Annotated in this window: 8 protein-coding genes; 3 read left to right on the top strand and 5 right to left on the bottom strand. The window is 62.5% G+C overall.

Going from position 1 to position 7,083, the window contains the following annotated elements:
- Positions 1-434: 434 nt before the first annotated feature.
- From BLV67_RS09985 to BLV67_RS09975, 3 genes are read right to left on the bottom strand one after another with little or no spacing between them, the layout of a single operon-like run.
- Positions 435-1,490 (bottom strand): alkene reductase, encoded by a 1,056-nt coding sequence (locus BLV67_RS09985; protein WP_069788488.1) that lies wholly within the window; start codon positions 1,488-1,490, stop codon positions 435-437.
- 31 nt (positions 1,491-1,521) lie between these two features.
- On the bottom strand, positions 1,522-2,688 hold the full coding sequence (locus tag BLV67_RS09980; protein WP_069788489.1) for an MFS transporter: 1,167 nt from the start codon (positions 2,686-2,688) through the stop codon (positions 1,522-1,524).
- A 13-nt stretch (positions 2,689-2,701) separates the two neighbouring features.
- Positions 2,702-3,028 carry an ArsR/SmtB family transcription factor gene (locus BLV67_RS09975; protein ID WP_017137252.1) on the bottom strand — a complete coding sequence of 109 codons (327 nt, stop codon included), beginning with the start codon at positions 3,026-3,028 and terminating at the stop codon, positions 2,702-2,704.
- Between the two features lie 154 nt (positions 3,029-3,182).
- On the opposite strand from BLV67_RS09975, the gene BLV67_RS09970 reads away from it, so the two are divergent.
- Complete coding sequence (locus BLV67_RS09970; protein ID WP_069788490.1) at positions 3,183-3,767, top strand: acyl carrier protein phosphodiesterase; 585 nt, start codon at positions 3,183-3,185, stop codon at positions 3,765-3,767.
- Positions 3,768-3,876: 109 nt separating this feature from the next.
- Here the strand turns inward: BLV67_RS09970 and BLV67_RS09965 are convergent, their stop codons facing one another.
- A complete protein-coding gene (locus tag BLV67_RS09965; RefSeq protein WP_069788491.1) occupies positions 3,877-4,668 on the bottom strand; it encodes a lysophospholipid acyltransferase family protein in 792 nt (263 codons plus the stop codon).
- Positions 4,668-5,423, bottom strand: a complete 756-nt coding sequence (gene olsB / locus BLV67_RS09960; protein WP_017137255.1) for an L-ornithine N(alpha)-acyltransferase — start codon at positions 5,421-5,423, stop codon at positions 4,668-4,670. Before olsB ends, BLV67_RS09965 begins: the two co-directional genes overlap by 1 nt.
- 185 nt (positions 5,424-5,608) lie before the next feature.
- Here olsB and BLV67_RS09955 point away from each other — a divergent pair, with 185 nt between their 5' ends.
- Both BLV67_RS09955 and BLV67_RS09950 read left to right on the top strand, forming a co-directional pair.
- Positions 5,609-6,691: a serine hydrolase domain-containing protein gene (locus tag BLV67_RS09955; RefSeq protein ID WP_069788492.1), complete on the top strand. Its 1,083-nt coding sequence runs from the start codon at positions 5,609-5,611 to the stop codon at positions 6,689-6,691.
- Entirely contained in the window at positions 6,688-7,002 is a 315-nt protein-coding gene (locus tag BLV67_RS09950) for an amidase (protein ID WP_069788493.1), read from the top strand. Before BLV67_RS09955 ends, BLV67_RS09950 begins: the two co-directional genes overlap by 4 nt.
- The last annotated feature ends 81 nt before the right edge of the window (positions 7,003-7,083 follow it).

Below are 7,083 nucleotides of genomic sequence, written 5' to 3'. Positions count from 1 at the left end.
CATTTGGTCGGATCAACGGCGGCCAAATGTTCACCGCCTCCAACATCAACGGCAGCGCAGTCAGGGTGGATGACCTCAAAACGTTTTTGGTTCTTGCGCGTCATGACAATTCCTCGCAGGATTGAATGACGCGGGCGGGGTACACGGTGGCGAGCGGATTCACTCTCTTATACGTGGTCACAGCTTGCTGTGCCGACAATGACTCCACGCCGATACCGTGCAGGCCACTCTCCCACTCGGGTGCTGACACACCAGTGCTGGTTACGGCCTTTGCCCCGCCCGCGTTCTTCAACCTTACGATGAACCAGTTTGATGCGCGACAGCGCTACATCGAAGAGGTGGCGGGTCCTCCCACAGTAGATCTGCGGCGTTTTTCAGGCAGGTGTAAAAAAGCCCCGGTTGTTGCCAGCCGGGGCTTTTTGCGTTTCAGGCGATTACAACGCCAGCGTCGGGTAGTCGATGTAACCCACCGGGCCTTTAGCGTAGAAGGTTTCCGGGTGCGGTTCGTTCAACGGCGCATCGGCCTTCAAACGCGCCGGCAGGTCCGGGTTGGCAATGAACGGCACGCCGAAGGCCACCGCATCGGCCTTGCCGGCCGCCAGCCAGGCGTTGGCGCTGTCTTTGGTGAAGCGTTCGTTGGCGATGTACGCGCCGCCGAAGGCTTTTTTCAGCTGTGGGCCGAGGCTGTCGCCGGCTTCTTTTTCACGGGAGCAGATAAACGCGATGCCACGCTTGCCCAGCTCGCTGGCGACGTAGGTGAAGGTTTCCGCCAGGTTATCGTCGCCCATGTCATGGGAGTCGGCGCGGGGGGCCAGGTGCACACCCACACGGCCGGCGCCCCAGACTTCGATGGCCGCGTCGGTCACTTCCAGCAGCAGGCGAGCGCGGTTTTCCAGGGAGCCGCCGTAGTTATCGGTGCGCTGGTTGGTGCTGCTTTGCAGGAACTGGTCGAGCAGGTAGCCGTTGGCGCCGTGGATCTCCACGCCGTCAAAGCCTGCCGCCTTGGCGTTCTCGGCACCGACGCGGTAAGCGTCAACGATGTCGGCGATTTCAGCGCTTTCCAGGGCGCGCGGCGTCGGGTAGTCGGCCAGCGGGCGAACCAGGCTGACGTGGCCTTTAGGCTGGATGGCACTCGGCGCCACCGGGGTTTCGCCGTTCAGGTACGACTCATGGGAGATACGGCCCACGTGCCACAGCTGCAGGAAGATCTTGCCGCCCGCGCCGTGGATGGCCTTGGTGACATTGGCCCAGCCGCGTACCTGGTCGTTGGACCAGATGCCGGGAGTGTCCGGGTAGCCAACGCCCAGCGGCGTCACGGAGGTGGCTTCGCTGAGGATCAGCCCGGCGGAAGCGCGTTGCACGTAGTACTCGGCCATCAGCGCATTGGGTACGCGGCCTTCATCGGCGCGGCAGCGGGTCAGCGGCGCCATGATGATGCGGTTGGACAATTGCAGGTCGCCCAGTGTGATCGGATCGAAAATAGTCGTCATGGGAAAACACCCTTCTCTTTAAGTGGATTGATCAGTTGGTCGCAGGGGCCAGGTCGGCATCGCCGCTCTGACGGAAAGTCATCAAGGTCACCAGCAGGGCCAGGATCGCCAGGGCCGCTGCCGCCAAAGGCACGCTGGTCAGGCCGAAACCGTGGGCAATCACGCTGCCGCCGACCCAGGCGCCGAGGGCGTTGCCGATGTTGAAGGCGCCGATATTCAAGGTGGACACCAGGTTCGGAGCGGCCTTGCCGAAGGTCACCACGTTGATCTGCAGCGCCGGTACGGCGGCAAACGAGGCGGTGGCCCACAGGAACAGGGTGATTTCCGTCGGGATCACCGCGACGCTCGTCCAGGTCAGCACCGTGGAGACCACTGCCATGCTGATAAACACGCCGATCAGGGTGGCCGCCAGGCGTTTATCCGCCAGCTTGCCGCCGATGATGTTGCCGACGGTCAGGCCCAGGCCGATCAGCAGCAGGGTCCAGGTCACGCCCTTGGGCGACACGCCGGTGACATCGCCGAGCAGCGGCGCGACGTACGTATAGAGGGTGAACATCGACGCGGAGAACAATGCCGTCATGGTCAGCGACAACCAGATGCCGGCGCCTTTAAGGGCTTTAAGTTCGGCGCGCATGTCGAGTTTTTCTTCGTCACGCTTGGCGGGCAGAAAGCGGATCAGGCCGATCAGCGCGATTACGCCGATCACCGTGACGGCAAAGAACGTGGAGCGCCAGCCGGTGGCCTGGCCCAGCGCGGTGCCCAGCGGCACGCCGAGCACGTTGGCCAGGGTCAAACCGGTGAACATCAACGCCACGGCCGAAGCCCGTTTGTTGGCCGGCACCAGGTTGGCCGCCACCACCGAACCGATACCGAAGAACGCACCGTGGCACAGCGCGGTGACCACACGGGCAAACATCAGCACGTTGTAGTCACTGGCCAGGGCGCAGAGCAGGTTGCCGACAATAAAGATGCCCATCAACGCTACCAGCGCGGCCTTGCGTGGCAGCCTGGCGGTGGCCAGTGCCATGAACGGCGCGCCGATGGCCACGCCCAGGGCGTAGCCGGTCACCAGCCAGCCGGCGCCGGGGATCGACACGCCCAAGTCCGCCGCCACATCGGGCAGCAAGCCCATGATGACGAACTCGGTGGTGCCGATGGCAAAGGCGCTGAGGGCCAGTATGAGTAGCGAGAGAGGCATGGGTATTTCCTTGTTACAGCGCTGCGTTTTCGTCAGCGCTGAGTTCGGTGATGAGCGCCGCGAGGAAGGCCTGGATGGTTGCCTCGTTGCGTTTGAAAAAGTGCCACTGCCCGGCCTTTTGGCTGCTGATCAACCCGGCGCGTTGCAAGGTGGCCAGGTGCGCCGATACGGTCGATTGGGACAAGCCGCAACGCTGGTCGATCTGCCCGGCACAAATGCCGTATTCATGGTTGTGCACCTGCTCGGGGAACTGCACCTTCGGGTCTTTCAGCCAGGTGAGGATGTCTCGTCGTACTGGGTGTGCCAGGGCTTTTATTATTTCGTCGAGGTCGATGGACATGGCGGTTGCTCGGTTTCGTACAGCGTTATATCGCGATGAGGCGAACTTTAAATCGGTCTATCCCGATATACCAATATGATTTTGATCTGAGGTCAGGCTATTTCGGTATATCGGGTTATAACGATACGTAATCGGCAGTGGTAGACTGCGCGGCATGAATTATCTCGCACATCTGCACCTGGGCGGCCAACTTCCTGCTCAATTGCTCGGCAGCCTGTATGGCGACTTTGTAAAAGGCCGCCTGCAAGGCCAGTTCAGCCCGCAAATCGAGTCGGCGATTCAGTTGCACCGCTCGATCGACCGCTTTACCGACAGCCACCCGTTGGTGGGTGAGGCGTTGTCACGCTTCAGCCTGACCCGCAAGCGCTACGCCGGGATTGTCCTCGATGTGTTTTTCGACCACTGCCTGGCGCGGGATTGGGCGCTGTACGCCGACCAGCCGCTGGAGCGCTTCACCGCGCAGGTGTACCGCGTGCTGGCGGCCGAGCCGCAGTTGCCGGGGCGGCTGGCGCAGATTGCACCCTATATGGCGGCGGATGATTGGTTGGGCTCGTACCGCGAGTTTGCGGTGATGGAGCAGGTGCTGCGCGGGATTTCGCGGCGGCTCACCCAGCCACAGGAGCTGGGGTATGCGATGCAGGAGTTGCGGAAGTTGTATGAGCCGTTGAGCGAAGACTTCCGGGTGTTCTACCCCGAATTGCAGAAATTCGCACAAGCCCAACTGATGAGTGGGATCTAAATGTGGGAGCGGGCTTGCTCGCGAATGCGGTGTATCAGTCAGCCTATTTGTTGCTGACAGACTGCATTCGCGAGCAAGCCCGCTCCCACATTTTTTGACCGTGCCCGCTTTAGGCAGCAAACGCCGGTCGCACCGCCACGTGCTCAGTTTCCGGCACCGGCCCAAACAACGCCTTCTGCACCGCCTGCTGCGCCTGATACGCCAGCGCCGCACGTTCCTGCCCGGCACAGGCAATCGGCTGGAGCACATGAATCTCCACATCACCCTGGTCATGACTAAACAGACGCATCAGGTGCGAGAGCAAATCGTCATCGCCAATAAACGGCGCCAGCGCATCCACCTGCCCATCACGCAAATAACGAATCGCCACCGGTTGCAGCGACACATCCGCATCAATCGCACTGGCCAGCAAGCGCCCGTGGAACGTACGCAGGCTGCGCCCGTCGGTGGTGGTGCCTTCGGGGAACATCAGCAGCGGGTGCTGTTGCTCCAGGTGCCGGGTCATCTGCTTGCGGATCAACTGGCTGTCGCCCGAGCCACGGCGAATAAACAAGCTGCCGGCCTTGGCCGCCAACCAGCCGGCCACCGGCCAGGTGCGCACTTCGGCCTTGGACAAAAACGACATCGGCGCCATCGCGCCGAGCAGCGGAATGTCGGTCCAGGACACGTGATTGCTCACCCACAGCATCGGCCGCGTCGGCAGTTCACCGTGTACCGTCACGCGAAAGGGCAGGGCGTTGGTCAGCCGTGCCATAAAAAACCGCGACCAACGCTGGCGCCGCACCATTGAGTTGGCAATGCGCAAACGCTCGAACACACCAAACACACTGGCCATGCTCAACCCCAGCGCCACCACCAGCAGCACCCGGGCAATGCGCCCGTATATGCGCAGGCGGCCCATCACATGGCCGCCTTGAAGTGGCGGGCGTAGCGCGGGCACAACTCATCGCGCTTGAGCAGGATGAACACGTCGGCCACCTGGAAATCCTCATCCCAGCACGGCTCGCCGCAGATTTTCGCACCCAGGCGCATATAAGCCTTGAGCAACGGCGGCATTTCCGCGATCACGTTGGACGGCAGGTCCAGCGCCGGCAGTGGTTTTTTCGGTTCGGCGCGCAGGTGCTCGTTGCACAGGTAGCGTTCGCGCAGGCGCTGCATGATCGCGTGGGCCTGGATGCCGCCGTCGTGCATCGGGATGCTCGCGCAACCCATCAGGTAGCTGTAGCCGCCCTGGTTGAGCACTTCGGCCAACTCGCCCCATAGCACCGCGATGGTGCCGCCGTTGCGATAGGCCGGGTCGACGCAGGTGCGGCCGATCTCCAGGATCGGGCCTTGCAAGTGCAGCAAGCCGTGCAGGCTGAATTCTTCTTCGCTGTAGAACCGGCCCAAGGTGCTGGCGGCCTGGTGGTCGAGCAAACGGGTGGTGGCCACCAGTCGACCGCTGTTCAAATCCCGCACGCCGATGTGGCTGCAGTGAACATCATAGTCATCCATGTCCAGACCCTGTTCCGCGCCTTTCAGCTTGGCGTTGAACTCGCCGCTGAACACGTTGAAACGCAGGGCCTGGGCTTCCTGCAAAGCCTTGGCGCCAACCAGGCGTTCGGCTTGCAGGCGGCGTTCATTGCCGGTGTCGCTGATGCGGGCGATCTGAGTCATGGCGAATCTCCGAGTGCCGGCCACGTACCGGCCGGTCGACTTGTTTGTCCAAACTCAGGCTATGTAGGCTCGGTGTCAGCTCCATGAAGTTATGGTGACGCTTGGATGACAGGCGTTCCTGTCGCAAATCTGTCATGCGCCTGGGCTAGGCTCGCGGGCTTGAATGCCCCCTTGAGTTTGCGTCCATGGTCCGAGGCTTGTTGTGCGTTGCCCTGCTGTTAGTCACCGCTGCCGCCCACGCCGACACCTGGCCGGACAAGGAATGGGCCAAGGACGCGCCCCTCGAAGGCGCGGCGGTCGATGCACTGAATGCCTACGCTTTTCCACCGCGTGACGACGCCACTCGTAAAGGCATCCGCACCGATGCGCTGCTGGTGATCCGCGATGGCGTGATTGTGTACGAGCGCTACGGCGCGCCCACCACCGGCAGCACCCCGCACCTGACCTGGTCGGTGAGCAAAAGCCTGATGGCCACCGTGCTCGGCGTGGCCTATGGCGAAAACCGCTTCAAACTGACTGACCCGGCCGCACGTTTTTACCCGCCGATGAAGCAGCACCCCAAAGTGACCATGGCCGACCTGCTGCACTGGGGCTCGGGCCTGGACTGGCAGGAAGACTACGAATACGCCCCGCTGAAATCCTCGGTGGTGGCGATGCTTTATACCCGTGGCCGCAGCGACATGGCCGAGTTTGCCGCCGCCACCGAGGCCGCCGCCGGACCGGGCCAGGCCTTTCGTTATTCCAGTGGCGACAGCAATATTTTGTCCGCCGCCCTTAAAGGCATGCTCGGCCACAAGGCCTATATGAGTTACCCGTGGGACGCGCTGTTCAAGCCGCTGGGCATTCACAACGCCACCTGGGAAACCGATGCCGACGAAACCTTCGTCGCCTCGTCCTACGCCTACCTGACGGCTCGCGACTTGGCGCGGGTCGGCCTGCTGATGGCGCGCGACGGTCGTTGGGGAGAGCAGCAATTACTGCCTGAAGAGTGGGTGGCCTTCAACCGCCAGCCGTTCGACAAATACCAGGCCGGCCAGGACGAAGCCGTCCCCGGCGGGCAATGGTGGCTCAACCTCGAGGTTCAAGGCGCCCCGAGACCCTGGCCCGATGCGCCCGCCGACACCTTCGCCGCCCTCGGCCACTGGGGCCAGGCGCTGTTCGTGCTGCCCGACGAACACCTGGTGATTGTGCGTTATGGCGATGACCGTGACGGCACTTACCGCCATAACGAACTGCTCAAACGCGTGCTGGCGGCGGTGCAACCATGATCCGACGTCATCCGTTTATCAGCGTGTTTTTGCTGCTGTTACTCGCCCTGCCGGGCTGGGTGTGGCACGAACGCGTCAACCTGCAAGCCTTCCCCGACATCATCGCGGCGTACACGGCCAAGGAGTATTGCTCGTGCCGGTATGTGGAGAACAACCCGGCGGACTATTGCCTGGGGTATGTGAAGCAGTACGTGCCGACCAGCGCGTTCACCGACTCGCCGGAACGCAGTGAAGTCACGGCAAGCGGCTTAGGGCGCACGCACACGGCGCGGTGGCTGGGTGATCGCCAAGGCTGCCGCCTCAACCCCTGACACACCAAGGATTTTCTGTGGGAGCTGGCTTGCCTGCGATGACGGCGGCACAGGCGACAGTGATGTTGACTGACCGGCCGC

Origin of the sequence: Pseudomonas salomonii, from assembly GCF_900107155.1 — a bacterium.
Lineage (GTDB): Bacteria > Pseudomonadota > Gammaproteobacteria > Pseudomonadales > Pseudomonadaceae > Aquipseudomonas > Aquipseudomonas salomonii.
Note: the sequence above shows the minus strand (reverse complement) of the source record. Positions and strands in the feature narration are given on the sequence as shown.

Coding starts and splice junctions, on each gene's coding strand:
- olsB (WP_017137255.1), bottom strand. CDS start 5,423: ATGACTCAGATCGCCCGCATCAGCGACACCGGCAATGAACGCCGCCTG.
- BLV67_RS09980 (WP_069788489.1), bottom strand. CDS start 2,688: ATGCCTCTCTCGCTACTCATACTGGCCCTCAGCGCCTTTGCCATCGGC.
- BLV67_RS09970 (WP_069788490.1), top strand. CDS start 3,183: ATGAATTATCTCGCACATCTGCACCTGGGCGGCCAACTTCCTGCTCAA.
- BLV67_RS09975 (WP_017137252.1), bottom strand. CDS start 3,028: ATGTCCATCGACCTCGACGAAATAATAAAAGCCCTGGCACACCCAGTA.
- BLV67_RS09955 (WP_069788492.1), top strand. CDS start 5,609: ATGGTCCGAGGCTTGTTGTGCGTTGCCCTGCTGTTAGTCACCGCTGCC.
- BLV67_RS09950 (WP_069788493.1), top strand. CDS start 6,688: ATGATCCGACGTCATCCGTTTATCAGCGTGTTTTTGCTGCTGTTACTC.
- BLV67_RS09965 (WP_069788491.1), bottom strand. CDS start 4,668: ATGGGCCGCCTGCGCATATACGGGCGCATTGCCCGGGTGCTGCTGGTG.
- BLV67_RS09985 (WP_069788488.1), bottom strand. CDS start 1,490: ATGACGACTATTTTCGATCCGATCACACTGGGCGACCTGCAATTGTCC.